Source organism: Arthrobacter sp. BK1 (genome assembly GCF_056680055.1).
In genome coordinates, this window is sequence record NZ_CM155263.1 from 4,315,414 (window position 1) to 4,340,180 (window position 24,767).

Annotated in this window: 21 protein-coding genes; 15 read left to right on the forward strand and 6 right to left on the reverse strand. The window is 65.0% G+C overall.

Annotation, left to right across the window (positions count from 1 at the left end):
* Positions 1–45 precede the first annotated feature (45 nt).
* Genes AC1MCA_RS19805 through holA form a run of 3 tightly spaced genes read left to right on the forward strand, consistent with a single transcriptional unit; the run spans position 46 to position 3,896 of the window.
* On the forward strand, positions 46–921 hold the full coding sequence (locus AC1MCA_RS19805) for a ComEA family DNA-binding protein (RefSeq protein ID WP_479800034.1): 876 nt from the start codon (positions 46–48) through the stop codon (positions 919–921).
* Complete coding sequence (locus AC1MCA_RS19810) at positions 922–2,946, forward strand: ComEC/Rec2 family competence protein (RefSeq protein WP_479800035.1); 2,025 nt, start codon at positions 922–924, stop codon at positions 2,944–2,946.
* Complete coding sequence (gene holA, locus AC1MCA_RS19815) at positions 2,880–3,896, forward strand: DNA polymerase III subunit delta (RefSeq protein ID WP_479800037.1); 1,017 nt, start codon at positions 2,880–2,882, stop codon at positions 3,894–3,896. The genes AC1MCA_RS19810 and holA overlap by 67 nt, the downstream gene beginning before the upstream one ends.
* A 167-nt stretch (positions 3,897–4,063) precedes the next feature.
* On the opposite strand, the gene rpsT is transcribed toward holA, so the two are convergent.
* Together rpsT and AC1MCA_RS19825 are read right to left on the reverse strand one after the other, a co-directional pair.
* Complete coding sequence (gene rpsT, locus AC1MCA_RS19820) at positions 4,064–4,324, reverse strand: 30S ribosomal protein S20 (RefSeq protein WP_108598327.1); 261 nt, start codon at positions 4,322–4,324, stop codon at positions 4,064–4,066.
* Positions 4,325–4,517: 193 nt separating this feature from the next.
* The gene (locus AC1MCA_RS19825; RefSeq protein ID WP_479800038.1) at positions 4,518–5,063 is read right to left on the reverse strand and encodes a type II toxin-antitoxin system PemK/MazF family toxin; all 546 of its coding nucleotides are present in this window, start codon (positions 5,061–5,063) and stop codon (positions 4,518–4,520) included.
* Positions 5,064–5,219: 156 nt separating this feature from the next.
* Here AC1MCA_RS19825 and lepA point away from each other — a divergent pair, with 156 nt between their 5' ends.
* Both lepA and hemW read left to right on the forward strand, forming a co-directional pair.
* Positions 5,220–7,076, forward strand: coding sequence for a translation elongation factor 4 (gene lepA, locus AC1MCA_RS19830; RefSeq protein WP_479800039.1), 1,857 nt, complete (start codon positions 5,220–5,222; stop codon positions 7,074–7,076).
* A gap of 25 nt (positions 7,077–7,101) precedes the next feature.
* Complete coding sequence (hemW, locus tag AC1MCA_RS19835; RefSeq protein ID WP_479800041.1) at positions 7,102–8,331, forward strand: radical SAM family heme chaperone HemW; 1,230 nt, start codon at positions 7,102–7,104, stop codon at positions 8,329–8,331.
* Positions 8,332–8,424: 93 nt separating this feature from the next.
* Here the strand turns inward: hemW and AC1MCA_RS19840 are convergent, their stop codons facing one another.
* The gene (locus tag AC1MCA_RS19840) at positions 8,425–8,835 is read right to left on the reverse strand and encodes a DUF4870 domain-containing protein (RefSeq protein WP_108597375.1); all 411 of its coding nucleotides are present in this window, start codon (positions 8,833–8,835) and stop codon (positions 8,425–8,427) included.
* A gap of 157 nt (positions 8,836–8,992) precedes the next feature.
* Positions 8,993–9,844, reverse strand: coding sequence for a DUF3097 domain-containing protein (locus AC1MCA_RS19845; protein ID WP_479800042.1), 852 nt, complete (start codon positions 9,842–9,844; stop codon positions 8,993–8,995).
* Between the two features lie 214 nt (positions 9,845–10,058).
* On the opposite strand from AC1MCA_RS19845, the gene hrcA reads away from it, so the two are divergent.
* The 3 genes from hrcA to AC1MCA_RS19860 all read left to right on the forward strand — a co-directional run bounded on the left by hrcA (position 10,059) and on the right by AC1MCA_RS19860 (position 13,060).
* The gene (gene hrcA / locus AC1MCA_RS19850) at positions 10,059–11,072 is read left to right on the forward strand and encodes a heat-inducible transcriptional repressor HrcA (RefSeq protein ID WP_108597377.1); all 1,014 of its coding nucleotides are present in this window, start codon (positions 10,059–10,061) and stop codon (positions 11,070–11,072) included.
* Positions 11,073–11,147: 75 nt separating this feature from the next.
* A complete protein-coding gene (gene dnaJ, locus AC1MCA_RS19855; RefSeq protein WP_131684087.1) occupies positions 11,148–12,275 on the forward strand; it encodes a molecular chaperone DnaJ in 1,128 nt (375 codons plus the stop codon).
* Between the two features lie 2 nt (positions 12,276–12,277).
* Positions 12,278–13,060 (forward strand): 16S rRNA (uracil(1498)-N(3))-methyltransferase, encoded by a 783-nt coding sequence (locus tag AC1MCA_RS19860; RefSeq protein WP_479800044.1) that lies wholly within the window; start codon positions 12,278–12,280, stop codon positions 13,058–13,060.
* On the opposite strand, the gene AC1MCA_RS19865 is transcribed toward AC1MCA_RS19860, so the two are convergent.
* Complete coding sequence (locus AC1MCA_RS19865) at positions 13,047–13,985, reverse strand: GerMN domain-containing protein (RefSeq protein WP_479800045.1); 939 nt, start codon at positions 13,983–13,985, stop codon at positions 13,047–13,049. The genes AC1MCA_RS19860 and AC1MCA_RS19865 overlap by 14 nt on opposite strands.
* Before the next feature lie 386 nt (positions 13,986–14,371).
* Between AC1MCA_RS19865 and AC1MCA_RS19870 the strand changes: the two genes are divergently transcribed.
* From AC1MCA_RS19870 to AC1MCA_RS19890, 5 genes are all read left to right on the forward strand, one after another.
* A complete protein-coding gene (locus AC1MCA_RS19870; RefSeq protein ID WP_479800047.1) occupies positions 14,372–15,457 on the forward strand; it encodes a PhoH family protein in 1,086 nt (361 codons plus the stop codon).
* Positions 15,454–15,927 (forward strand): rRNA maturation RNase YbeY, encoded by a 474-nt coding sequence (ybeY, locus tag AC1MCA_RS19875; RefSeq protein ID WP_479800049.1) that lies wholly within the window; start codon positions 15,454–15,456, stop codon positions 15,925–15,927. The genes AC1MCA_RS19870 and ybeY overlap by 4 nt, the downstream gene beginning before the upstream one ends.
* Complete coding sequence (locus AC1MCA_RS19880; RefSeq protein WP_479800050.1) at positions 15,924–17,255, forward strand: hemolysin family protein; 1,332 nt, start codon at positions 15,924–15,926, stop codon at positions 17,253–17,255. Before ybeY ends, AC1MCA_RS19880 begins: the two co-directional genes overlap by 4 nt.
* Entirely contained in the window at positions 17,239–18,213 is a 975-nt protein-coding gene (gene era / locus AC1MCA_RS19885) for a GTPase Era (protein WP_479800051.1), read from the forward strand. Before AC1MCA_RS19880 ends, era begins: the two co-directional genes overlap by 17 nt.
* Positions 18,214–18,311: 98 nt before the next feature.
* A complete protein-coding gene (locus AC1MCA_RS19890) occupies positions 18,312–19,883 on the forward strand; it encodes an LCP family protein (protein WP_479800052.1) in 1,572 nt (523 codons plus the stop codon).
* Positions 19,884–19,981: 98 nt separating this feature from the next.
* On the opposite strand, the gene AC1MCA_RS19895 is transcribed toward AC1MCA_RS19890, so the two are convergent.
* Positions 19,982–21,934 (reverse strand): M13 family metallopeptidase, encoded by a 1,953-nt coding sequence (locus AC1MCA_RS19895; protein ID WP_479800053.1) that lies wholly within the window; start codon positions 21,932–21,934, stop codon positions 19,982–19,984.
* A 253-nt stretch (positions 21,935–22,187) separates the two neighbouring features.
* Between AC1MCA_RS19895 and leuA the strand changes: the two genes are divergently transcribed.
* Positions 22,188–23,927, forward strand: coding sequence for a 2-isopropylmalate synthase (gene leuA, locus AC1MCA_RS19900; RefSeq protein ID WP_479800054.1), 1,740 nt, complete (start codon positions 22,188–22,190; stop codon positions 23,925–23,927).
* Positions 23,928–24,012: 85 nt separating this feature from the next.
* Complete coding sequence (gene recO, locus AC1MCA_RS19905; RefSeq protein WP_479800055.1) at positions 24,013–24,765, forward strand: DNA repair protein RecO; 753 nt, start codon at positions 24,013–24,015, stop codon at positions 24,763–24,765.
* Positions 24,766–24,767: the final 2 nt, after the last annotated feature.

Consider the following 24,767-nt stretch of genomic DNA (forward strand, 5'->3'; position numbering starts at 1 on the left):
GCTCCGTCCTGTTATCGGGGGCGGCAGTTCCCTAGCGTGGGGATCATGTCACGCCGGGACGCTGGAGCTGCACGCCAGGAGGCCCGTCATGCCCGGGACCGGCTGCAGTCAACGCTCGGAGGCAGCCTCCTTCTGACCGGTGGCAGCAGTGAGCCGTTCGAGTACGACGGCGGAACGCACCTTAGTGCTGACGGCCCGGACCCAGGCGTTGGTGGTGAGGCCGCGAACGGCACGGGGAAGACCGGGCCATCCCTGCGGTGGCGGATTGGATTCCGGGCAGCACTCCTTATCGGGGCGTTGGCGGTCCTGGGCGGTGCCTGGTTCTGGTGGCAGGTAGGTGCAGGGAAGCCAGAGGTGGTGCCACTGAGTGACATCTCAACCCAGGACAGCGGATCCGCGGACCAAGGGGCGCTCCCGGACAATGAGCCGGAGGGGCCGGATCCGCCCGGTGCAGGTGGCATGCCCGGCGTCGTGATCATCCACGTGGCCGGCGCCGTCGTCACGCCGGGAGTGGTGCAGTTACCGGCCGGAAGCAGGGTGCACCAGGCCGTCGCAGCCGCGGGCGGCGGGACGGCGGCAGCGGACCTCAACAGGCTCAACCTGGCAGCCGTGCTCGCCGACGGGGAAAAGCTCTACGTGCCCCAGGCAGGCGAACAAGTCCCCGCCGGCCAGCCCGGGTCAGGCACACAGCCGTCCGGCGGTGACGGCGGGCGTGGTGTCCCCTTGGAAGGGAAGGTCAATCTGAACACTGCAGGCATCGAAGAACTGGACGCCCTGCCGAAGGTGGGGCCGGTCCTGGCCCAGCGGATCGTGGACTGGCGCAAGGAACATGGCCCCTTCAAGGCTGTCGAGGAGCTCGACGCTGTGGACGGTGTGGGCGCGAAGATGCTCGAAACACTCCTGCCCCTGGTGGGCATCTAGATGGCCACCCGCAGCCCGTGGAGCCGCTTCGTCGACTCGGCAGTGCAGGGCCAGGACGCTCCCGCCGACTCCGAAGGCGCTAGGCAGGGTACACCCGGGCCCGCCATCAAACCGGGCCTGGCGCACAGCCCGCATCCCGGCATGGGCAGCAGCGTGCGGAGGCCATGCGGCGGCAAACCAGGCGCTGCCTGGCTGGGGGAGCACGTCGGGAAGAAGCTGCGTGGCCAGGAGCGGATTGCCCCCAGCGATGTTCCGCGGCGGAGGACCGACGTCAGGCTCGTACTTCCTGCGCTGCTCATCTGGGGCGCTGCCGTGGCCGGCGTCTGGTTCAGCCCGATGGTGTTGTTGGGGGTGTGCTGCTGTTCCTTGCTCGTGGCAGCTTTCCTGGTGTGCCGGGCCGCCCGTGGCAGGAGGCTGGCTGCAGGCCGGCGCAGCTTTTCGCTGACCACCGCCATCGCCCTGATGCTTGCCGCGGCAACAGCCTCCCACTCCGCGGTTTCGTCGTCGCAGCGCACTGACGGTCCTTTTGCAGAGGCAGTTGCATCCGGCCTGTCCGTGGTGGCGGTCATGGAAGTGACCGGCTCACCGCGGGCCATGGCGCTCCCGGGGGCTGCGGGGCCGGCCGACCGCTGGTCGGTGCCTGCGAAGACCCAGGAGGTCACTGTCAGCGGCCAGATCATCAGCACCAGCGCACGGCTGGTGGTGATGGGCGGAAGCGGCTGGGCAAACCTGGTGCCCGGGCAGGTGGTCCGCACCGCAGGCAAACTGAAGCCTGCGGATCCCGGCCAAGAGGAAGCCGCGGTCCTCGCAGCGTCGCTGCCGCCCGGCGCCGCAGGAAGCGGGACCCTCGGCGGCGGTGCCAGGGGTTGGGAAGTCGTAGCCAGGGATCTGCGTGGGCGGTACGTGTCAGCTGCGGCTTTTCTTGCCGACGATCCGGCCGGCCTCCTGCCGGGCATGGTCACCGGTGACACGAGTGCGTTGGACGAAGGGCTCAATGCGTCCATGAAGGCGGTCGGCATGACGCACCTGACTGCTGTGAGCGGGGCGAACTGCAGCCTGGTCCTCGGTGCCCTGCTGGTGCTGGCACGGAGCCTGCGGTTGCCACGGGTTCCTGCGGCCGGGCTGGCGCTGGCCGGCCTGGGAATTTTCGTGGTGCTGGTGGGCCCGGACGCCAGCGTGCTGAGGGCTGCGTTGATGGGCTCGATTGCGCTGGCGTCGCTGGCCGGCGGACGCACGGGCCGCGGGCTCAGCTTCCTCTGCCTCGCCGTGATCGGACTGCTGTTGCTTGACCCGGGCCTGGGAACCAGCTTCGGCTTCCTGCTTTCCGTCCTGGCAACACTGGGCATCATTGTGCTGGGCCGCAGGATGATCGACTGGACCCCGGCAGTGGTTCCGCGCTGGGCTGCAGCCGCCTGGGCGGTACCGTTGTCCGCTCAACTGCTGTGCGGCCCTGTCATCGTGCTCCTGCAGCCGCAGTTCTCCACCTACTCGCTGCTGGCGAACATCCTGGCCGCACCGCTGGTGGCGCCGGTGACGCTCCTGGGCACGGCCGCCGTGCCGTTGCTGGTGGTGGCGCCCTGGGCCGCCACCATGCTGATTGCGGTGGCCGGTACTTTCAGCGCCGGTGTGGCCGGAACGGCGCGGATGAGCGCAGGGCTACCCGGCGCTTCCCTGCCCTGGCCGGAAGGAATATTCGGCCTGGCCACCATGGTGCTGCTCTCTGTGCTGACACTGGCCGGCGTCTGGCTTGCCGTCCGGCCGCGCCAAGTGCTCCGCCTGGTCCTGGCACTGCACGCACGGACGGAGGCGCTTGTGGAACGTGTGGAATGCCTGTTGCCCGTTACCCGGGAGCGGTCCGGCGAGCAAGGTGTGCCCGCGAACGCCACGCGCGGCTTGGAGCGGGCCCCTCGCCATGGCAGGCTTAGACACTGCACCAGAATTTCCGGGAGGAACCCACCATGGCCGCTGCCCCAGGCACACGAACCAAAGCGCAGGCGACGAACACCGCCTCCTGGCGGGACGTAACCCCCGCTGAAGTCGTGCTGGTGGGCGGTCCCGAGGAATACCTGGGGATCCGCGCCATGGACCACATCCGCTCACAGGTTCGGGCAGCCTTCCCGGACGTTGAAATAAGCCACCTGACGGCCGGCATCTACGAACCGGGGGCGCTGGCCATGAACGTCAGCCCCTCGCTGTTCGGCGAGCGGAAACTGATTGAAGTCGAAGGCGTTGAAGCGATGAACGATGCCTTCCTGGCCGACGCCCTCGCCTACCTCGCCCATCCTGAGCCGGACGCAGTCCTGGTCCTGAGGCACTCCGGGGGAGTCCGTGGCAAGAAGCTCCTTGACGCGGTCAAGAGCGGCGGCTGGCCGGTGGTGGACTGCCAGCCGTTGAAGAAGGACGCTGATAAAGCGGCGTTTGTTTCCACTGAATTCAGGACCGCGGGACGGAAGATCAATTCCGACGCCGTGCAGGCTCTGGTCAACGCTGTCGGGGCCAACCTTTCGGAACTGGCGGCGGCCTGCAGCCAGCTGATCGCGGATGCCCCGGGTGCTGTGACTCCGGAAGTGGTGGACCGGTACTATGGCGGCCGGATCGAGGCCACTGCTTTCAAGGTGGCGGACGCCGCCATGGCCGGGAACGGTCCGGTGGCGCTTTCCACCCTCCGTCACGCCCTCGCCACCGGGGCTGACCCGGTGCCCATCGTGGCGGCGCTGGCAGCCAAGCTGCGGACCGTTGCAAAGGTCGCCGGGGCACACGGATCCCCGGCACAGATCGCCCGCGAGCTGGGAATGCAGCCCTGGCTGGTGGAACAGGCCCAGCGCGACGTGCGCCGCTGGACGCCGGAAGGCCTGGTCCGCTCCATCCAGGCGACGGCGGAAGCCGATGCACAGGTCAAGGGCCTGTCGCGGGATCCGGTCTACGCCGTCGAGCACGCTGTCACCGTCATTGCGACGTCGGCGCAGCGGCACTGACGCCGTCCCGGGATCACCCCGGCGGGAGAAAACGGCCGGCGCACTGGGACAGGGTCAAAGAGCCGGTGCACAGAGACGGCCTTGCAGACCGGAACAGGCTTAAAGAGTTGAGGCCGGCACCCCATCGGGTGCCGGCCTCAATCATCAGTTCAACAGAACTGGAAACCTTACAGTGCGTTGACCTTCTTGGAGATCGCCGACTTGCGGTTCGCTGCGTTGTTCTTGTGCAGAACACCCTTGCTGACAGCCTTGTCCAGCTTGCGGCCGGCAGCGACCAGGGCAGCAGTAGCTGCATCCTTGTCGGTGGACTCAACGGCGGTGTTGACGGCGCGGATGGCCGTCTTCAGCTCAGACTTGACTGCGTTGTTGCGCAGGCGTGCCTTCTCGTTGGTGAGGATGCGCTTCTTCTGGGACTTGATATTAGCCACGTGTGAACTCTCTTTTTAATGCGGAAATGGTCTAGAGGGCTTTCAGATTGGCCATTGACTGAGCGGCGTGGGGATACCTATGGCGGCCAACCATCAGTGGCCGTCGACCTGCACGGACACACAGCTATAAAGAATAGCAGACCGCTGGCCGGGCTGGCCATTTGGGCAGGGTGCTTCCAAGCGTGTCGACGCCTTATTTCCAGCCGTGCCGGCGCCGGAGCCCGGCGGCTACCAACTCGAAGCGTTTCCGGTCCAGCACGGCACCTTCGCGCCGGATGCTGTCCGGGCTGATTTGCAGGACCCGCCCCAGGTTCGCTTCACTGGGCCTTTGCTGCCGGTCCCAGCTGCCCGTCCCGATGTCCACGTAGTCTTCGGACCTGCTGCTGTCCTGATCGTGGTCTTTGCTGGTCAGCATCAGCCCCAGCAGGTGGGGACCGTTGTGGCCAACCAAAAGAACGGGCCGGTCTTTGCCTTTGCTGTGGTCCTCTTCATACGGGACCCAGGTCCAGACGACCTCGCCCGGATCGGGGCTTCCGTCAGGATGCGGCGCGTAGCGGACGGAGGAGGCGCCCCGGAAGTCGCCGGGGTACCAACGGGCCGCCGCGGATGAGGCAGCCGGACGGCCTGCTGTCTTCGGGGCTGCTGGACCGGCAGATCCGGCCGTGCCGGATCTAAGTTTCTCCAGGACCCTGACGGTCATCCGGACGGCGCTGGCCAAGGAACGGAGGTTAATAGGCATGGGCCAACACTATCGCCGGCCTGGCATTGCCTGTTGGATGCGGTGCGATGGGCCCTGACGTGGGACACTGGAGGTTCAAAATGTGCGGCCCGGCCGCAGGGTGCCTTCGTTGCGTCCTGCAGGCGGCCGCGTGAATGCCAACAGTAAGGACCCTGCGTGTCTCCCATGGCCCGCACCGCCCCGGTGCCCGCCGCGACAGATCCGGCCATCATTCGGAATTTCTGCATCATCGCGCACATTGACCACGGTAAATCCACCCTGGCTGACCGCATGCTGCAGTTCACCGGGGTCGTTCAGTCCCGCGACATGAAGGCCCAGTACCTGGACCGCATGGACATCGAACGCGAGCGTGGCATCACCATCAAGTCCCAGGCCGTCCGGATGCCGTGGGAGCTGGACGGAACCAGCTACGCGCTGAACATGATCGACACCCCGGGCCACGTTGACTTCACCTATGAAGTGTCACGTTCACTGGCAGCCTGCGAGGGTGCGGTGCTCCTGGTTGACGCCGCGCAGGGCATCGAGGCCCAGACGCTTGCCAACCTTTACCTTGCGATGGAAAACAACCTGACCATCATCCCGGTGCTGAACAAGATCGACCTCCCGGCCGCCCAGCCCGAGAAGTACGCGGCGGAACTGGCCAACCTGATTGGCGGAGACCCCGACGACGTCCTCCGCGTCTCCGGCAAGACCGGCATGGGTGTGGAGACGCTGCTGGACAAGATTGTCCGCGACCTGCCGGCCCCCAAGGGTGACCCGGACGCCCCCGCCCGCGCCATGATCTTCGACTCCGTCTATGACACTTACCGCGGTGTAGTCACCTATGTCCGCGTGGTCGACGGCATGCTGCACCCCCGGGAACGCATCCAGATGATGTCCACCCGCGCCACCCACGAACTCCTTGAGATCGGTGTGAGCTCCCCGGAGCCTACGCCCTCCAAGGGCCTTGGTGTGGGAGAGGTGGGCTACCTGATCACCGGCGTGAAGGACGTCCGCCTTTCCAAGGTTGGCGACACCGTCACCAACCTTGCCAAGCCTGCCGCCAAGTCGCTCCCCGGCTATGCCGACGCCAAGCCGATGGTCTTTTCCGGCCTGTACCCGTTGGACGGCACCGACTACCCGGTACTGCGTGACGCGCTGGAAAAGCTGATGCTCAACGACGCCGCACTGGTGTACGAACCGGAGACCTCCGCGGCCCTGGGATTCGGCTTCCGTGTGGGCTTCCTGGGCCTGCTGCACCTGGAAATCACCAGGGAGCGGCTCGAGCGCGAGTACAACCTGGACCTGATCTCCACGGCCCCCAACGTCGAATATGAGGTGACGCTGGAGGACAAGAAGGTGGTCCATGTGACCAACCCCAGCGAATACCCTTCCGGCAAAATTGCCGAAGTCCGCGAGCCCATGGTCTCCGCCACCATCCTGGCGCCAAACGAGTTTGTCGGCGCCATCATGGAGCTGTGCCAGAGCCGCCGCGGCGTGATGGGCGGCATGGATTACCTCTCCGAGGACCGCGTGGAAATCCGCTACCGCCTGCCGCTGGCGGAAATCGTGTTCGACTTCTTCGACATCCTCAAGTCCAAGACCCGCGGCTACGGATCGCTGGACTGGAAGGCCGACGGCGAGCAGGTGGCCGACCTTGTCAAGGTGGACATCATGCTCCAGGGCGAACAGGTCGATGCGTTCTCGGCCATTACCCACCGGGACAAGGCCTACGCCTACGGTGTGATGATGACGGGAAAGCTCCGTGAACTCATTCCGCGCCAGCAGTTCGAGGTGCCCATCCAGGCAGCCATCGGCTCCAGGATCATCGCCCGCGAAAGTATCCGGGCAATCCGGAAGGATGTGTTGGCGAAGTGCTACGGCGGTGACATCTCGCGTAAGCGCAAGCTGCTGGAAAAGCAAAAAGAAGGCAAGAAGCGCATGAAGATGGTGGGCACGGTGGAGGTGCCGCAGGAAGCGTTCATCGCTGCCCTCACCACCGACGAATCAAAGGACAAGGCAAAGAAGAAGTGACCACAGCGCAGCGGGGGAACCGCTGATGCCTAGCACTCTTCCCCTCGGCGACCCGGCGCCGTCGGACGGTCTGCTGCCCAGCCAGGCAACCGACGGTTCGGCGGAACGTGCTTTCGGGCTGTACGTGCACATCCCGTTCTGTGCTGTGCGCTGCGGGTACTGTGACTTCAACACCTACACAGCAACCGAGCTGGGCGGCGGCGCTTCCCAGGATGCCTACGCCTCCACCGCCGTGTCGGAAGTCGATTTCGCCGCCACCGTCCTGCGGGACTCCGGGCTGCCGGACCGGCCGCTGAGCACGGTCTTCTTCGGTGGGGGAACCCCTACCTTGCTCCCCGCTGAAGACCTCGCACAGATCCTGGGCGCCGCCGTCGGGCATTGGGGCCTGGAACCGGGCGCCGAAGTCACCACTGAAGCGAACCCGGACTCAGTCACCCCCGAATCCTTGGCTGTCCTCAGGAAAGCCGGTTTCACCAGGGTCTCCTTCGGCATGCAGTCCGCCGTTCCCCACGTCCTGAAAGTCCTGGACAGGACGCACACTCCCAGCCGGGTGCCGCAGGTGGTTCAGTGGGCCCGCGAAGCCGGGCTGGCCGTCAGCCTGGACCTGATCTACGGGACGCCGGGGGAGTCGCTGGCTGATTGGCGCTACTCCCTGGAGACTGCGCTGTCCTATGAACCGGACCACATCAGCGCCTACGCGCTGATCGTGGAGGACGGCACCAAGCTTGCCGCCCAGATCCGCCGCGGCGAAGTTCCCGGAATCGACGACGACGACCACGCCGACAAATACGAACTCGCGGACGAACTCATTACAGCGGCAGGGCTGGGCTGGTACGAGGTCAGCAACTGGGCCCGGACACCGGAGCAGGCGTGCAGGCACAACCTTGCGTACTGGCGTGGAGACGATTGGTGGGGGATCGGTCCGGGCGCCCACTCGCACGTCGGCGGCGTGCGGTGGTGGAACGTCAAGCATCCCACTGCGTACGCTGGACGGCTGGCCCAAGGGCTCTCACCTGCTGCCGGACGGGAAACCCTGGACGCAGAAACCCGTGAGGTGGAGCGGGTCATGCTTGAGGCGCGGCTCGTCTCCGGGCTTGCGGTCTCAAGCCTGGGGGAGCCGGGCCGTCACGCCATGGCCGGGCTCATCGCCGATGGACTCGTGGAGCCGCCGGCCGCGTTCCGCGGAAAGCTGGTGCTGACCCTCAAGGGCCGCCTGCTGGCCGACGCCGTGGTGCGGCGGATTCTGCCGGACTGACCCCGGACAAAGCAACGCGGGGTCACTTCCGGCCCAATCCAGCGAGGATTTTGGGCGGGAAGTGACCCCGCGTTGGTTAATCGTTGCTCGGGACTACTTGATCCAGCGCAGGTTGTACTGGTAGCGGTGGGGCTGGCCCTTGTTGACGTGGATGCCGGCCGCCACCGAGTAGCACGTCAGGGCGATCCAGATCAGGGTCGCGATGACGGCAAAAATGTTTCCCACCACCGGGATGAAGACCAGAAGGTTGGCCACCAGTGCAGCAATGGTGGGGGGCAGGCTGAAATTCAGTGCTTCCTTGGACTCCTGCGCAGTGAACGGGCCCCGCTCACGGAAGATCAGGAAAATCAGCAGTGACGGAACGCAGCCGAGGATCCCGCCAAAGTGGGCGAGGGTAGCCCACTGCCGGTCTTCGCTGGCCGTAAGGGGCAACGCATTTGCGGGAACGCCCTGGTACTCCGAACGGCCCTGGTCGTCCGGGTGCTCGCGTGCGTTTTGTGCCACTGTTTATTCCTTCGAGAGTGCAATAGTGCTTGGTGGAGAGTGCCGGCCTGAAGAAAGAGCAGCCTGCGCAGTATCAAGAATACTGGGTCGATGGCCAAACGCCCCCCGCGAGGCGCGCTCTGCAGAGGCGCCGTCCTCCACGAAACGTCCCAGGCGGCTAAGGCGCTGTCAGGAAGTCTATGACTTCCTCCACCCGGCCCAGCAGCGATGCTTCCAGGTCCGCGTAGCTGTGGACCGCACCCAGCAGCTTCTGCCAGCCCAGCCCAATGTCTTCCTTGGTTGAATGCGGCCAGCCAAAAGCGGCCAGAATGCCGGTCTTCCAGTCCTGCCCACGGGGTACCACGGGCCACTGGCTGATCCCCAGCGCCGAAGGCCGGATGGCCTGCCACACGTCAACATAAGGATGCCCCACGATCAGGACGTTGCCGGCGGCCCCCGGCGAGGCCATAACCCCTGCTGCGATCCGCGACTCCTTGGAGTCAGCCACCAGGTGGTCAACAAGGACCCCCAGCCGCCTGCCGGGACCCGGCTGGAACGCAGCTACTGCCCCTGCGAGGTCATCGATGCCATGCAGGGGTTCGACGACGATGCCTTCCACCCGCAGGTCATCGCCCCAGACCTTTTCGATGAGTTCGGCGTCGTGCTTTCCTTCCACCCAGATCCTGCTCGCCTTGGCCACCTGCGCACGCTGGCCTGCCACGCGGACTGAGCCGGAGGCCGTACGGCCTGCGGTGGCCGGGGTGCCGGGCTGCCGCGGAGCGGGAGGCATCAGCCTGATGGGCTGCCCCTCCAGGAGGAAACCGAAGCCAAGCTTGAAGGAACGGGACTTGCCGCGCCGGTCTTCAAGGGCCACCACGTGCATGCCGCCGGATTTCTCCACCCTCGTCACGGCCCCTACCCAGCCTGACTGCGCGTCTTCGAGGACCATTCCCCGCTCTACAGGAACCTCGGGGAGTTCATTCCTGACAGGCGCCTTGATGTCCTGCGGACCCCAATTCTGGTACTGCATCGGTTGACTCCGCCTCGCGCTAGATGGTCCCCCGGAGTTTCGCCCGGAGCGGTACCAATGCTAACAACGGGGCGAGTCATATTAGACTGTTAGCACTTAGGCATGTCGAGTGCTAACGCTGGCCGGTCTGTCCCGCCCTCCCCGTCCGCAGGATCGGGAGCAGGATGCCGGCGGCCCGGCCAGGCAGGCCGCGACCCGTAGATGGAGGTGGAGTGTGAGCGAGCCGCGCAAACTTGAAGTACTGCGTGCCATCGTGGAGGACTACGTGCACTCCCGTGAGCCTGTGGGTTCCAAAGCGTTGGTGGAACGCCATCACCTTGGCGTCTCCAGCGCCACCATCCGTAACGACATGGCGGCGCTGGAGGACGAGGGCCTGATCACAGCCCCGCACACCAGCGCCGGCCGGATTCCCACCGACAAGGGCTACCGGCTGTTTGTGGACCAGATTTCCGCGGTGAAGCCGCTTTCGCCGGCCGAGCGGCGGGCCATCCAGTCGCTGCTGGAGGGCTCTGACGATCTCGACGACGTCCTGGAACGGACAGTCCGGCTGCTGTCGCAGCTGACCAACCAGGTGGCCGTGGTGCAGTACCCGCACCTCAGCCGTGCCACCATCCGGCACATCGAATTCGTTCTCCTCGCCCCGCGGCGGGTTCTCGTTGTCCTGATTGCCAACACCGGCAAAGTGGAACAACGCGTGACCGACGTCGGACAGGACCTTGGCGAGGACGCCATCGCCGCGCTGCGGACCCACTTCCTCGGGTCCCTGTCCGGCACACCGCTGAGCCAGCTCACGCAACTGCTGCCGGCCGTAGTTTCGTCCGTAAGCCACGGCCAGCGCGCAGCCGCCCAGGCCCTGGCCAACGGCCTGGAAACACTTTCCCACAACAGCCGCGAAGACCGTATGGTCATGGCAGGAACCGCGAATCTCGCCCGGTCCAATGTGGACTTCCCGCTGAGCATCGGGCCGGTGCTTGAAGCGTTGGAAGAGCAGGTGGTGATGCTCAGGCTCCTGAGCGAAATGGCGCAGGATCCCCGCGGCGTGACAGTGAGCATCGGGCGCGAGAACCCCTACGTCGGCCTAGCCGAAGCATCCGTGGTGGCCACGGCATACGGACCGGACAGCACCGCCAAGATCGGCGTCCTTGGGCCCACCCGGATGGATTACCCCACCACCATGGCCGCCGTCAGGGCAGTAGCCCGTTATCTTTCAAGAATTCTGGGTCCGTAACAGCACCGGTCCAGGCACCAAGAGCAGTGCCGGCGGTCAAGCTGCCGGCAGTACAACAAGGAAGAGATACGAACTTTGAGCAGCCACTACGACGTCCTCGGGGTCTCGCCGGAAGCTACCGGCGAAGAGATCAAGAAGGCCTACCGCAAGCTGGCCCGCACCCTTCACCCGGACGTCAACCCCGGGGACGATGCGTCGGACCGCTTCAAGGCCGTGACCCACGCCTACGAGGTGCTTTCGGATCCCCAAAAGCGCCGGGTCTATGACACCACCGGCAACGAGAACGGCACCGACAACGGCTTCGGCGGCGGCAGTTACGCCGGCCAGGGCTTCGCGTTCCAGGACATCTTCGACACCTTCTTCGGGGCCGGCGGCCAGGCAGGTCCGGCGTCCCGGGTCCGCCGTGGCCAGGATGCGCTCATCAGCGTCCGGATCGAACTCCGGGACGCAGTCTTCGGCGTCAACAAGAAACTTGAAGTGGATACCGCCGTCACCTGCCCCACCTGCAACGGCTCGTGCTGCCGCGAGGGCAGCCACCCCGAACGCTGCGATATCTGCGGTGGCAGCGGCCAGGTCCAGCGGGCTGTCCGTTCCATTCTCGGCCAGGTCATGACGGCCGCCCCGTGTGGCAGCTGCGAAGGCTTCGGCACCGTCATCAAGGATCCCTGCAACGAGTGCAGCGGCCAGGGCCGCATCCGCAGCCGCCGTTCGCTCACCATCAAGGTGCCGGCCGGCGTGGCCACAGGCACGCGGATCCAGCTTTCGGGCCAGGGCGAAGCCGGTCCGGCAGGCGGACCGTCCGGAGACCTGTACGTCGAGATCCGCGTCAATAACGATGCCACGTACGCCCGCGACGGCGACGACCTGCACGCAACCCTCAATATTCCGATGACCGCGGCCGCCCTGGGCACTGAGCTTTCACTGGAGACCTTCGACGGGCTCCAGGAAATCGATGTGAAGGCCGGCACCCAGTCAGGGGAGATCATCACGCTCCGTGGCTTGGGTGTGACGCACCTGCGCGGGTACGGCCGCGGCGACCTGATGGTGCACCTCCAGGTGGAGACTCCGGCGAAACTCGATGCCGCCCAGGAGGATCTCCTCAGGCAGCTGGCCAAGCTGCGCGGAGAACAGTTCACCGAGGGCAAGCTGGCCGTCAGCGGCGGTGTGTTCGCGAAGCTGCGGGACCGGTTCGGTAACCTGTAGCGGTGAGCAATCCCGTCTTCTTCAGCGGTGCCGGCGCCCTGGACACCATAGTGCCCGGCGCCCTGTTTGTCCTTGGGGGCCAGGAGGCCCGCCATGCGGTGGCCGTGAAACGGCTCGCCCCGGGGGAACCCGTTGACATCGCTGACGGTGCCGGGAAACGGCTGACCGGAACTGTTGTCTCCGCGTCCCCATCCGAACTGGCTGTGGAATGCGCCGTGCTGGCCATCGAAGAGCAGCCCGGTATCAGGCTGGTGCTGGTCCAGGCTCTGGCCAAGGGCGACCGGGACGAACTGGCCGTTGAAACGGCAACGGAATTAGGGATCGACGCCGTGATCCCCTGGCAGTCGGAACGGTCCATTGTGCGGTGGAAGGGTGAGCGGGCCGCCAAGGCGCACGCCAAATGGCAGTCCGTGGTCACGGCCGCCGCTAAACAGGCGCGCCGTGCGTGGATTCCTGAAGTGCGTGCCGCCGTCGAGACCCCTGGCCTCGCCGCCGCCGTTGCGGCCTCTGACCTGGCTGTGATCCTCCATGAAGACGCCGTGCGGCCGCTTCGGTCCGTCCTGGAAGGGTGGCAAGCTACGGAGCCCGGGCACGGTCCGCTGGAAATCCTGCTGATCGTCGGCCCGGAGGGAGGCATCAGTCCCCGCGAAGTCACCAAGCTCTGCGACGCCGGCGCGGTGACGGCGCTGCTGGGGCACCACGTCCTCCGGTCCTCCACAGCCGGGCCCGCCGCGGTGGTTCTGGCCAGCGACGTTCTGGGCCGTTGGAGCACTACCCGACAGTAAAGTTCCTGGTGTCCACGTTAAGCTCCTGGCCGGTGGCGTTGTCCACCTGCGAGACCCGGAGCTCATAGTTGCCCGAGGAAAGATTGAGGGCGAGTGTGAACAGGCCCGACTGGGCTGCTTCGGTACCGGCGGTGGTCTCCCCGGTCAGGTACGGCGCTTTGTCGCCGTTTCCTTCCACCCTCTGGATCTGCCAGCCGAGCTTGCCGCCCGGAATGGTACTGCGGCCGCTGATCTTGACGCTGCCGCCCGCGATGGTTGTGCTTTCCTGCGGGTCAATGATCCACACCGGTGCGGCCAGCCCGGCGGCACGCGACATCGGGGCGCCCAGCTGGACGTGGTCGAACGCAACGTAGTCCGTGTGACTGTCCACGAGCACCCGGACCTGGATTTGCTGGCCCGAGTCGATGAGTCCGGAACTGGCTGCCGCCGCTGTCGCCGTGTAGACCAGTTGCTGGACGGCACGGACAGCCATGTCGGCGTCGAGATTGCTGTTGAACGCGTCCTCGGAGAGGTCCACGGTGATCACGTTCTTGCCCGAGATGGACGATGCCAGTTTTTCCGGGTTCTGCCAGGGAGTGAAAAAATCCGGGTCCAGCGGTTTCTCGGACATCATGGCGCGCAGGGCACGTGTCACAGGATTTTCCTGTTCCGGCACGTCGCGGAATTCCCGGTAAAGGAAAACGTTGCCGTTGCTCCGGCCAAGCCAATAGACCGGAGCCTTGTTCGAGGACTGCGTGGTCTCCAGCGGTGCGCTGGTGGAGGGGACGCCGGGCGAGCCGGCTGCGGCGGCAGTGGAGTTTCCCGGCAGGGTGGCTTCGGAGCCGGGCTCGGCGATGCAGCCGCTGAGCAAGAGGAGGGCAGCAAGCGAACCCATAACTGCGCGCAGACGGAACCGTCGCGCGGTACGTCCGGCAGTAAGGGTCATCGCTGTGTCCGGCACTCTGGTGGCCCTGTCCTTCCTGAAAGTGAATAGTGAGGCGCGGGCCTCCTGAGCCGGTCCCCGGACGGCTTTGATTTCCAGCATGGCATAGAGGGTTCTGCCACAAGACCGGAAGCGGGTGCCGGAGCCCAACTGCAACGGGAACGATATGAGCCCGATATGAAGTTGATACCTAATGACGCCAATGCAGTTCCGAATCGCAGGCCCAGCCGGCTGTCCGGAGGGCATCGTGGGCTCCGCCAGGGCGTGGCTGCTGGCGTAAGATGGAAGGAACCCGTTGGCTCCTGCGCGCTCGGCAACAGCCGCTCAAGCAGCCGCCGTCGGCATAAACATTCGAACTGGAGGGGACCACGGGCCTGCGGGCCAGCACCATGACTGAATCAGCGAACGGAAAGCGCCGGCTGAACACCGACCGCGCCGCCGGAGAATTCCCCCATTCACTTCCCGGTGTCCGGACGGAGGTGGTTCTCTTCGACAACTCCGATCAGATGGTCCAATCCCTCGGCAGTCATGATGAGGCCCTGCGTTTCATCGAAGAACAGTTCCCCTCCGTCAACTTCCATGTCCGGGGGAATGAGCTGTCCATCAGCGGTCCGGCCACCGAAGTGCCCCACATCATGCGCCTCCTGCACGAGGTCCGCGGCCTGGTAGCCCGCGGCACGGTCATCAGCCCCGCCGTTCTGCAACAGCTGGTGGCCTTGCTGCGCAGCCAGTCCCTGCAGAATCCCGTGGACATCCTGACTCATGACATCCTTTCCAGCCGTGGCAGGACCATCAGGCCCAAAACCCTCAACCAGAAGAACTACGTTGACGCGATTGACGCGAACACCGTCATCTTCGGAATCGGCCCCGCAGGTACCGGCAAGACCTACCTGGCCATGGCCAAAGCGGTCCAGGCGTTGCAGCAGAAGGAAGTCAGCCGGATCATCCTGACCAGGCCCGCCGTTGAAGCGGGTGAGCGGCTGGGCTTCCTGCCCGGCACTCTCAGCGACAAAATCGATCCCTACCTGCGTCCGCTGTACGATGCACTCCACGACATGATGGATCCGGAATCCATCCCGCGGCTTATGGCCGCCGGCACCATCGAAGTGGCACCTCTCGCCTACATGCGCGGGCGCACCCTCAACGACGCCTTCATCATCCTGGACGAGGCTCAGAACACCACGCCTGAGCAGATGAAGATGTTCCTGACCAGGCTGGGCTTCGGTTCCAAAATGGTTGTCACCGGCGACGTCACCCAGGTGGACCTGCCCTTCGGGACCCGCTCCGGGCTGCGCATTGTGGAAGAAATCCTGCAGGGCATCGATGACGTAAACTTCACAGTCCTGGACTCAACGGACGTGGTCCGCCACCGCCTCGTGGGTGACATTGTCCGCGCCTACAGCCTGTGGGATGACGTCCAGCGGAACAAAGTCAAGCATTCGGTCAGTCGCGAAAAGCGGGGGGAACACGCATGAGCATCGAGGTGAACAACGAGTCGGGTGTCCAGGTGGACGAGGCAGAGCTCGTGGCCCTGTCCAGGTACATCTTCGAGCAGCTGTACATCCATCCCCAGGCTGAACTGTCGATCCTCCTGGTGGACGAACCTTCCATGGAAAAGCTTCACATTGAACTGATGGACGAGCCAGGCTCCACCGACGTCCTTTCGGTACCGATGGATGAACTGACACCCGGCACGCCGGACCGTCCCACTCCGCAAGGGATGCTGGGGGACATTGCCGTGTGCCCCCAGGTGGCCCAGGCCCAGGCTAAGAACGCCGGCCATTCCCTGCAGGATGAGATGCTGCTCCTGACCACGCACGGGATTCTCCACCTGCTCGGCTATGACCACGCCGAGGCCGAGGAGAAGGAAGAGATGTTCAGCCTCCAGCGCCAGTTGCTTTCAGGATTCACCGGCAAAGACGCACCCGCCGAGACCACGCAGTGACGCCCCTGCTCCTTGTTGGCATGGCCTTGGCATTCCTCAGTACGGCGGCACTCTTGACCGCGGCTGAAGCCGCCTTTACTTTCCTTCCCCGGCACGACGCCGAAGACGCACTCCTGAAGAGCCGCGGCAGCGCCATGAAGCGCATTCTCGCCCAGCCGGTAGCCCACATCCGGGCGCTGCGGTTCTGGCGGGTCTGGTTCGAGATGGCGTCTGCAGTTGCCGTGGCAGTCCTGCTGCACAGCCTGCTGGACAACGTGTGGCTCGCAGGCCTGGCGGCCACAGGCATCATGGCGCTGCTGGGGTTCGTTATTGTCGGGGTTTCCCCGCGCCAGATCGGCAGGCTCCACTCGGCAGCCGTTGTCCGATCCACCGCCGGCATGATCCGGTTCCTGACGTGGGTCCTTGGCCCCATCCCGGGATGGCTCGTGGCACTGGGCAGTGCAGTTGCGCCGGGTGCGCCGGCAGGAGACGAAGCGTTCTTCAGCGAGCAGGAATTCCGCGAACTGGTGGACCGCGCGTCGGAATCGGACATGATCGAGGACACGGAAGCGGAAATGATCCAGTCCGTCTTCGACTTCGGCGATACCCTGGTACGCGCAGTAATGGTGCCCCGCACTGACATCCTGACGATCGACGCCGGCTCAAGCCTCAGACGGGCCATGTCCCTTTTCCTTCGTTCCGGCTATTCCCGGATGCCCGTGATCCGCGACAACACGGACCAAATCCTCGGGATTGTGTACCTGAAGGACGTCGCGGCGATATTGCACGAACTCGGACCCGACGACGAACAGCCCCCGGTTGAAGCACTGGCCCGCGACGTGCGGTACGTCCCCGAATCCAAGCCGGTCAGCGACCTGCTCCGGGAACTGCAGAAGGAATCAACCCACGTGGCCATCGTCATCGACGAATACGGCGGCACAGCCGGTCTGGTCACCCTGGAGGACCTCATCGAGGAAATCGTCGGCGAAATCGTGGACGAATACGATACCGAAAGTGCCGAGGCCGTCGCCCTGGGCGACGGGTCCTATCGGGTCAGCGCCCGGATGAGCATTGACGACCTCGGGGAACTGTTCGACATTGAGCTCGACGACGACGAAGTGGATACGGTGGGCGGCCTCCTGGCCAAGGCCCTGGGCCGTGTCCCGATCGTGGGGAGCAGCGTGGACGTGGATGGCATCTCCCTTCGCGCCGAAAGGCTCGAAGGCCGGCGCAACCGGGTCAGCCACATCATTGCCGCACCCGTACCAACAGTAGACACTGACCTTGAAGACCTACTCGACGAGGCCGAAGCAACCCAGCAGGGAGTTCCACGTGAACAAGAAAAATAAACCACCGGCCAGCCAGAACCCGGCTGCCCCGGACTTCGGTGGCTACCGGGCAGGCTTTGCCGTCCTGGTAGGGCGCCCCAACGCAGGAAAATCAACCCTCACCAACGCCCTGGTGGGCCAGAAGGTCGCCATCACCTCCGCCAAGCCGCAGACCACCCGGCACACCATCCGGGGGATCGTCCACCGCGACGACGCGCAGCTGATCCTGGTGGACACCCCGGGCCTGCACCGCCCCCGCACGCTGTTGGGCAAACGCCTCAACGACCTCGTGGCGGACACCCTTGCAGAGGTTGACGCTATCGGGTTCTGCCTGCCCGCCAATGAAAAGATCGGCCCCGGCGACAAATTCATTGCTGCCCAGCTCGCCGCTATCGGCAACAAGCCGGTCATCGCCCTCGTGACCAAGGCGGACACCGTTGACCGCCAGGGGCTGACCGAGCAGCTGCTCGCTGTCGCTGCGCTTGGACGCGAAGTCCTGGGGGAGGACGGCTGGAAGGACATCGTTCCAGTCTCCGCCACTGACGGTTTCCAGGTCAGTACGGTGGCCGATGTGCTGATAGGCCATATGCCGGCATCGCCCCCGCTGTATCCCGACGGCCATCTGACGGACGAACCGGAAGCGGTGATGATCGCCGAACTCATCAGGGAAGCTGCACTCGAAGGCGTCCGCGACGAACTGCCGCACTCGCTGGCCGTCGTCGTCGATGAGATCGTCCCGCGTGAGGGAAGGCCCGAAGACCGGCCGTTCCTCGATGTCCGGGTCAATCTCTATGTGGAGCGCCCTTCCCAGAAAGCCATCATCATCGGCAAAGGCGGTGCCCGGCTCCGCGAAGTCGGCACCAATGCACGCAAGGCAATCGAAGCGTTGCTCGGCGCCCGAATCTACCTGGACCTCCACGTGAAGGTGGCAAAAGACTGGCAACGCGACCCCAAACAGCTGGTCAAGCTGGGGTTCTGACCCGGTCATAATTCTCCTGCCCGGGCCGGTCACCGGGAAGTTCCCAGCATGGGCAACTAAAATGGACCGGATTTGGAATTCAGAGGAAGGTACACCACATGGGGCGAGGCCGCGACAATCGCGAGTACGGAGCTGATCCGTCAGCGGGAAACGGTCCGGTTTCCCGGCACGCGGATGACACTGCCGTGGGCGTCGCACGCCACCTCGGATCCTATCGGCGGATGCCCGCGTGGCTGAAGGTGACGGCTGCTGTCCTGACCGTACTGGTCGTCGCTGGCCTGGGGTTCGCCGGATACTGGTACTTCCGGCTGCAATCGAACATCACCACCGCCCCCCTCAGCGCCGGCGATGGCAACGGAACCGGTACCAACGATTCCACTGACAGGATGCAGATCCTGATCCTGGGCTCGGACACCAGGGACGGAAAAAACTCCGAGTACGGGGGCGTGGATGAGTCGACCGGCTATGGCAAGGCCGATGTGATGATGCTGATGGATATATCGGCGGACAACAAGCGGGTCAGTGTCATCAGCTTCCCCCGCGACCTCCTGGTGGACATCCCCCAGTGCACCGACCCGGAGACCAAGCAGGTGTACCCGGCACGCAGTGGCATCATGATCAATGAAGCCATGGCGGAAGCAGGGATTGGCTGTGCGGTGGATACTGTCAACCAGCTGACCGGCCTGGAAGTTGACCACTTCATGATGGCCGATTTCAACGCCGTCAAGGAACTTTCCAATACCGTGGGCGGGGTGGACGTCTGCATCAGCGACGCCGTCTACGATCCCGATTCACAGCTTCGGCTGCCGGCGGGCACCTCGGCGGTCCAGGGCGAAATGGCACTGGCCTTCCTGCGCACCCGGCACGCTTTCGCCGACGGCGGTGACCTCGGCCGCATCAGGGCCCAGCAGGGCTTCCTTTCGTCCCTCACCCGCAAGATCAAGGACGACGGAACACTGTCGGACCCCGCCAAAATGCTCAAGATCGCCGACGTTGTGACCCAGAACCTCACGGTGGATAACGGACTGGCCTCGGTCCCTTCCCTGGTCACCATCGGCAACAGGCTCAAGGACATCGACATCAGCAAGGTGGCGTTCGTGGCAGTGCCCACCACGCCGGCAGTAACTGACATCAACCGCCTCCAGGTCGCGGAGCCGGCGGGTTCGCAGCTGTTTGCAGCCCTCCGCGAGGATGTGGACCTCACCGATCCCACCGCCCCCACCACTCCGTCGCCTTCAGAGTCCGCCACCCCCTCTGCGGCGCCCACCGAAACGGCGCCGCCCGTGGCCCCGTACGACAAAGCCTTACAGCCCGTCACCGTAGCTAACGGCACCGGCATCACGGGACGGTCCCAGGAAATCGTGCAGGCCCTGGTCGCGGGTGGCTTCACGCAGACGGGACAGTTCACAGCCACCCCCGTGGCGCAGTCGGTGATCTACTACGGACCGGACTTCGCCGACGTGGCCGCCGATGTGGCCGCCGTGCTGGGCATCCCCGCCGCGCAGGTTCAGCCTGCCCCGGCCATCCCGGGCGTCCAGGTCTACCTGGGCACGGACTTTGCGTCAGGCACCACGTACGGAGCGGTAGCCCTGCCGGAGGACATCGTCAACCAGACGGCGGGCGACACCGTCTGCCAGCAGGCCAACCCGGTACTGATCGTGCAGGACTGACGGACGGTTCGTCCGGACGGGCCGGAAACGGTCTACTAAAGACGGAAGAGGCAGGGCCATCGCGGCCCCGCCTCTTCTGCCTTACCTGCTGTTCACTCCTACCAGATGCTGACGCGGGCTTCCGGAGCCATCCACATACCGTCCTGTTCCGTCACGCTGAAGGCCTCGTGGAACGCATCGAGGTTCTTCGCGATGGCGTTCGTCCTGAACTCGTTGGGGGAGTGGGGATCGGTGGCGAGCCGCCGGATTGCTTCCTCCGGGCGGATCACCTGCCGCCAGCCGGCCGCCCAGGAGGCGAAGAAGCGCTGCTGCCCGGTCAGTCCGTCCAGTATTTCGGGTTCCTTCCCGTCAAGGCTGAGGAGGTACGCCTTGTATCCGATGGTCAGGCCGCCGAGATCGCCGATGTTTTCCCCCAGCGTCAGTTTGCCGTTGACGGTGTGCCCGGGTGCGGCGTAAGGAGACAGGACCTCGAACTGGGCCACCAGCTTGGCAGTGAGTTCTTCGAATGCCTTCCTGTCTTCCACGCTCCACCAGTTCCGCAGGGCTCCGCCGCCGTCGAACTGTGAGCCCTGATCGTCAAAACCATGCCCGATCTCGTGGCCGATCACGGCGCCGATACCGCCGTAGTTGACCGCGTCATCAGCATCCGCCGTGAAGAACGGCGGCTGGAGGATGGCGGCCGGAAAGACGATCTCATTGAGCATCGGATGGTAGTAGGCGTTCACCGTCTGCGGTGTCATGAGCCACTTGTTGCGGTCCACCGGCTTGCCCACCTCGTCCAGGTGACGGTCGACGTCGGCATTATGGGCACGCTCGACGTTACCCAGGAGGTCGTTGGGGTCGATCTCCACTGCCGAGTAATCGATCCATTCGTCCGGATAGCCGATCTTTGCGCGGAATGCCTCGAGTTTCCGCAGGGCTTCGACCTTCGTTTCCTCGCCCATCCAGTCCAAAGCGGTAATGCTCTGCCGGTAGGCCTCGATCAGGTTGGCCACCAAAGTCTGCATCCGGGCCTTGTGCGTCTCGGGGAAGTGCTTCGCGACATAAATCTGGCCCACGGCTTCGCCGAGTCCGGCTTCGACCACGGCCACTCCACGCTTCCAGCGGTCCTTGTTGCGGGGAGTGCCGCTGATGGTGGTTCCGTAGAAGGCGAAGTTGGCATCCACAAACTCCGAGGACAGGTAGGGCGCTGCGGCGTTGATGACCCGCAGGGCGAGCCACTCCTGCCAGACGGATAACGGCTCCGACTCCAGCAGGCCGGCGGCTCCGCTGAAGAAGTCCGGCGTGCTGACCACAATCTCCTGCCGTTTATCGGCGTCGACTCCCGCGGCGTCAAACCAGGTGCCGAGGAGGGGGAACAGGGCAGCTGCTTCCTCTGCGGACTTGAGGTTGTAGGTCTTCTGCGGATCACGCAGGGTCACGTTGTCCCAGTGATGGGAGGCGAGACTGGTTTCGAGGGCCACAACCCGTGTGGCTGCGGCGGGCGCATCCTCGATTCCTGCCAGCGTCAGCATGGTCCGCACATGGTCTGTGTAGGAACTGACCATTGGGGCGAACTTCTCTTCCCGGTAATAGGACTCATCCGGCAGCCCCAGTCCGCCCTGGCCCGTGTAGAGCAGGATACGGTCCGGGTTGCCGGCGTCCGGCGCCGGGTAGATGTAGAAAAGCCCGGAGACGTCCGAACGGAACAGCCTGCCGGCCAGCGCCACCAGCCCGGAGACCGAGCCGGTGGCAAAAACCTCGGCCAGGCGCCCGCGGATAGGCTCCATTCCCTTCGCCTCCACCGTAGCTTCGTCCATAAAGCTGTTGTAGAGCTCGCCGACCTTACGCTCGATGCCGCTGGCGGCCTCGCCCTTGCCCGCCGCTTCTTCGATGATCTCGCGGACCGCCATCTCAGCCCCGTCCCGAAGGGCAGTGAAAGTCCCTTCCAACGGCCGGTCATCAGGAATCTCCGTAGCTTTGAGCCATGCGCCGTTGACGTGCTGGTAGAGGTCATCCTGCGGCCGGACGGTGTGGTCGATGGTGGACAAGTCGATCCCGGAGATGGGCACGAAAGCTCCTTCGTGTGACGTGCCGCTGCCGGCGCTGGCACCGGTGCGGCGTCTGCATGGTGGACGTTAGAGGAGTTGTAGCTCCTCCATCTTACGCACGCGTGTTACTCTCAAATGGTGCGCGCAGAGCTCCTTCTCCTTAGCTGCCGCGGCGAGGCCTCAGACGCGATCTAGCGCAAGGCCCATCCTCGTCGCGGAGTTTGTGTTGCCCGGCCTCCCTTTCACAAGAACCACAGAAAAGGCCCGATAAGTAATGCGAAACGCACAGAAGCCCTCAGGTATGCCTGCCCACCGCTACCGCCCGTTCCAGGACCTGATCACCGTTGAGGTGCCGGACCGGACCTGGCCGGACAAGGTCATCACGAAAGCCCCCCGCTGGTGCGCCGTTGACCTGCGTGACGGAAACCAGGCACTCATTGACCCCATGAGCCCGGCACGCAAAATGAAAATGTTCGAGCTGCTGGTGGGCATGGGCTACAAGGAAATCGAAGTCGGTTTCCCCTCCGCATCCCAGACAGACTTCGATTTCGTCCGCCAGCTCATCGAGGGCAACCGTATCCCGGACGACGTCACCATCCAGGTCCTGACGCAGGCCCGCGAACACCTGATCGAGCGGACCTACGAGTCCCTGGTCGGGGCCAAGCAGGCGATCGTCCACCTGTACAACTCCACGTCCGTGCTGCAGCGCCGCGTCGTGTTCAACCAGGACCAGGACGGAATCCTGGACATCGCACTGCAGGGTGCGCGGCTGTGCAAGAAGTACGAGGAAACCCTCGGTGACACCCACGTCACCTACGAATACTCCCCGGAGTCCTTCACCGGCACGGAGCTGGATTACGCCGTACGGGTCTGCAACGCCATCGCCGATGTTTTCGAAGCCTCGGCCGACAACCAGGTCATCATCAACCTGCCCGCCACCGTTGAGATGGCCACTCCGAACGTCTACGCCGATTCCATCGAGTGGATGAGCCGGAACCTCCACCCGCGGGAAGGCATCATCCTGTCCCTGCACCCCCACAACGACAGGGGCACGGGCGTCGCGGCCGCAGAGCTGGGCTACCTGGCCGGCGCGGACCGGATCGAAGGCTGCCTGTTCGGCAACGGTGAGCGGACCGGAAACGTTGACCTCGTCACGCTGGGACTGAACATGTTCGTCCAGGGTATTGACCCCATGATCGATTTCTCCAACATCGACGAGATCCGCCGCACTGTCGAGTACTGCAACCAGCTGCCGGTCGCCGAACGCTCACCATACGGCGGGGACCTGGTCTTCACCGCTTTCTCCGGCTCACACCAGGACGCCATCAAGAAGGGGTTCGAGGCGCTGGAGAAGGATGCTGCGGCAGCCGGCGTGGACGTGGCGGACTACAACTGGGAGGTCCCGTACCTGCCCATCGACCCCAAGGACCTCGGCCGCACGTACGAGGCCGTCATCCGCGTCAATTCACAGTCCGGTAAAGGCGGGGTGGCGTACCTGCTCAAGAACGAGCACAGCCTGGACCTGCCGCGGCGCGCCCAGATGGAATTCTCCGGCGTCATCCAAAAGCGCACGGACACCGTTGGCGGCGAAGTCAGCGGCGCCCAGCTGTGGCAGGCGTTCCAGGACGAGTACCTGCCCTCCAGCCAGGCGGACGGACAGTGGGGCCGCTACGCCCTGGGCGCGGTCAGCACCGAAACCGATGAAGAGGGCGGCATGACGCTTCACGCGAACCTGACGGTGGACGGTGTGCAGGTCCGACGCACCGGAACAGGAAACGGGCCCATCGCCGCGCTGCTCAGCATCCTGCGCGAAGACGGCATGGACGTGCGTGTCCTGGACTACAGCGAACACGCCCTTTCCGAAGGCGGTAACGCCCTGGCGGCCGCTTACGTTGAGTGCGCCGTGGGGGAGCGGGTCCTGTGGGGCGTCGGCATCGATGCGAACACCAGCATGTCCTCGTTGAAGGCCGTCATTTCCGCTGTCAACCGCGCCGTCCGGGACGCCCGCGCCTGATACCGGTTTGCGTTGCGTGCCGGCGGGCCCGGCACGCAACGCGCCGGGATTGCCGGCTTTCCGGCAGTCAGTGCGAAGATTAACCGTGGTCCAACAATCCTTTGCCTCGCGGTCCTACCGCGATGACGCCGTCGTGCTCCGGACGCACAAGCTGGGCGAGGCGGACCGCATCATCACTCTGTTGACTAAGCATCACGGCCAGATCCGCGCCGTCGCGAAGGGCGTGCGCCGGACGAGCAGCAAATTCGGCGCCCGGCTGGAGCCCTTTATGGTGGCCGACCTTCAGCTGGTGTCGGGCCGGACCCTGGACATCGTCACCCAAGCTGTGGCCAAAGGGGCCTACGGCGGGAGTATCGCGGCGGACTACGCCAGCTACACCGTCGCGGCCGCGATGACCGAAACAGCGGAGAAGCTGACCGACGTCGACGGCGAAGCCGGAACCGCCCAGTACAACCTTTTGGTCGGCGCCTTGGCGTCCTTGAGCCGCGCTGAACACGCGCCCGGGCTGATCCTCGATTCCTATCTCCTGCGGGCCCTTGCCACCGGCGGCTGGGCGCCCAGCTTCACAGACTGTGCGCGCTGCGGGCGGCCGGGGCCGCATACAGCGTTCTCCGCCCCCATCGGCGGCATGGTCTGTGCTGACTGCCGGCCCCCCGGCTCGCCCGCCCCTGCAGCTGAGACCGTCAGCCTGCTGGCCGCCTTGCTGACGGGGGACTGGACGACGGCGGACGGCTCGCAGGAGCAGCACCGCAGGGAGGGTGCCGGCCTGGTGGCCGCCTACCTGCAATGGCATCTCGAACGGGTACTCAAATCCCTCAAACATGTGGAGCGTAGCTGACA

Coding starts and splice junctions, on each gene's coding strand:
- AC1MCA_RS19805 (WP_479800034.1), top strand. CDS start 46: ATGTCACGCCGGGACGCTGGAGCTGCACGCCAGGAGGCCCGTCATGCC.
- AC1MCA_RS19810 (WP_479800035.1), top strand. CDS start 922: ATGGCCACCCGCAGCCCGTGGAGCCGCTTCGTCGACTCGGCAGTGCAG.
- holA (WP_479800037.1), top strand. CDS start 2,880: ATGGCCGCTGCCCCAGGCACACGAACCAAAGCGCAGGCGACGAACACC.
- AC1MCA_RS19825 (WP_479800038.1), bottom strand. CDS start 5,063: ATGCCTATTAACCTCCGTTCCTTGGCCAGCGCCGTCCGGATGACCGTC.
- hemW (WP_479800041.1), top strand. CDS start 7,102: ATGCCTAGCACTCTTCCCCTCGGCGACCCGGCGCCGTCGGACGGTCTG.
- AC1MCA_RS19845 (WP_479800042.1), bottom strand. CDS start 9,844: ATGCAGTACCAGAATTGGGGTCCGCAGGACATCAAGGCGCCTGTCAGG.
- AC1MCA_RS19865 (WP_479800045.1), bottom strand. CDS start 13,985: ATGACCCTTACTGCCGGACGTACCGCGCGACGGTTCCGTCTGCGCGCA.
- AC1MCA_RS19870 (WP_479800047.1), top strand. CDS start 14,372: ATGACTGAATCAGCGAACGGAAAGCGCCGGCTGAACACCGACCGCGCC.
- ybeY (WP_479800049.1), top strand. CDS start 15,454: ATGAGCATCGAGGTGAACAACGAGTCGGGTGTCCAGGTGGACGAGGCA.
- AC1MCA_RS19890 (WP_479800052.1), top strand. CDS start 18,312: ATGGGGCGAGGCCGCGACAATCGCGAGTACGGAGCTGATCCGTCAGCG.
- leuA (WP_479800054.1), top strand. CDS start 22,188: ATGCGAAACGCACAGAAGCCCTCAGGTATGCCTGCCCACCGCTACCGC.